The sequence below is a fragment of the Marinobacter litoralis genome, from assembly GCF_003336705.1.
Taxonomy (GTDB): domain Bacteria; phylum Pseudomonadota; class Gammaproteobacteria; order Pseudomonadales; family Oleiphilaceae; genus Marinobacter; species Marinobacter litoralis.
On the sequence record NZ_QMDL01000009.1, the window covers coordinates 1 to 1,560 of the forward strand.

Consider the following 1,560-nt stretch of genomic DNA (forward strand, 5'->3'; position numbering starts at 1 on the left):
CCCGGATTTCTCATAGGTCCCCGGCAAGTCTCGCAGACCGTGCAGGTTACCGCCATTACCGCTCATTTGCAGCCGAGAATGATTAATAACTGATCAATTTCTGTTGTCCGGACACACGACCCCCTTTCCCCCATTGCGTCGGGCCGGGGGAGCCCGGGCTTCTATCCCGGAACCAGTTGACGTACCAGGTCAGAGAGTTCGTCTTTGTAAGGATAGGCATCGCTCATCAACACCCGTATGCGCCGAGTGTTGCGAATGATGACCGCGCCCACCTTGATCAGTTTCAGCCGCAGGTTACTGGCGCTCATTCTCTCGAAGGGCGTCTTCTTCAAGTGGGCCCGTAATCGCTCGAACAACGTGTAGGCAAAGCCCGATAGGAGCAACCGCCACTGATTGGTCCACCACCGCGTGCTGGAGGTGCGATCTGCGAACAGACACAACTGCTGATCCTTGATCCGGTTTTCCATGTCACCCCGGGCACAGTATTGCTCGTAGTAGAGTTTAACGCCGTCGTCGTAACGGGAGCTGATAATGAACCTGGGGTTGGCACCCAGTTCGCCCTCCTCCAGACGCGCGATCACCCAGCGGGGGTATTTCCAGGTGTGGGCCTGGTACTGGAACCGGTAGGTGGCAGAGACTTTTTCTCCCAACTCCCCGTGAGCCCTGCGAACCAGCATCGAGGGCACGTCCACCTCCTTGAGCAGCCGGCTGTTTTTGCTGATGCCCACAAGGTAATCCACGTTATTCCGGTCGCACCAGCTCAGCAATCGGAGGCGATAGAAGCCGCTGTCACCCCGGAACACGATGCGGGTATCCGGCCAGTACTGCCGGATGAACTTCACCAGCAGGGCCAGAATGGCCCAGCTGTGGCGGCTGTCGCTTCGATTGCTGGTGCGCAGGTAGCTCACCAACAGGTGACGGCCGCAGAACACGTACAGCGGGAAGTAACAATGGTGATCGTAGTAGGCGTTAAAGAACTTGCCGGGCTGGTCGCCATGCACTGGAATGTCAGTGCCATCAAAATCCAGCACAATTTCCTTGGGTGGAGTCTCGTGCTGTTCAATGAAGTGATGCCACAGCAGTTCGTGGGCGTTGATCACCGCCTGCCGGTCCACGCGCTGTTCCATCCGGCACAAGGTCGATTTGCCCGCCAGAATGGCATCTTCACCGGTTGCGGTCTGAAGTGCCTGATCAGCGCGTAGCGCCTCGTGATCGTTGAGGTCTTCGTACCCGGCAGCCACGCCAAAGACCCGCTGCCGGACCATGGTTTGAAGCTTGTGGCGAACCAGCACGGGATTACGGGCATCGTCCAGCACCGTAGCCAGGCGCTGAGTGAGCCGGTGTTGTTTGTCGACTTCGCGAAGCAGGAGCAATCCGGCATCGGCGGTGATGTGGCCACCGGAGAAATCGGCTTCAATTTGACGGCGAGAGAGTGGCGAGAAGGTCAGTTTTTCAGGTACCATTTCGGATAGCGGCTGTTGGTGCTTAGTGAACGGTGTAAGGTCCTGAAACTATAGCACTTTCAGCCGCTTTCTTTTATCCCCTCATGAGAAATCCGGG

1 protein-coding gene is annotated in these 1,560 nt (G+C 57.4%); it reads right to left on the reverse strand.

Annotated features, from left to right (window positions below; translation table 11 throughout):
- Window positions 1–161: 161 nt before the first annotated feature.
- Entirely contained in the window at window positions 162–1,463 is a 1,302-nt protein-coding gene (locus DOQ08_RS15915) for an IS1380 family transposase (RefSeq protein WP_114335976.1), read from the reverse strand.
- Between the last annotated feature and the right edge of the window lie 97 nt (window positions 1,464–1,560).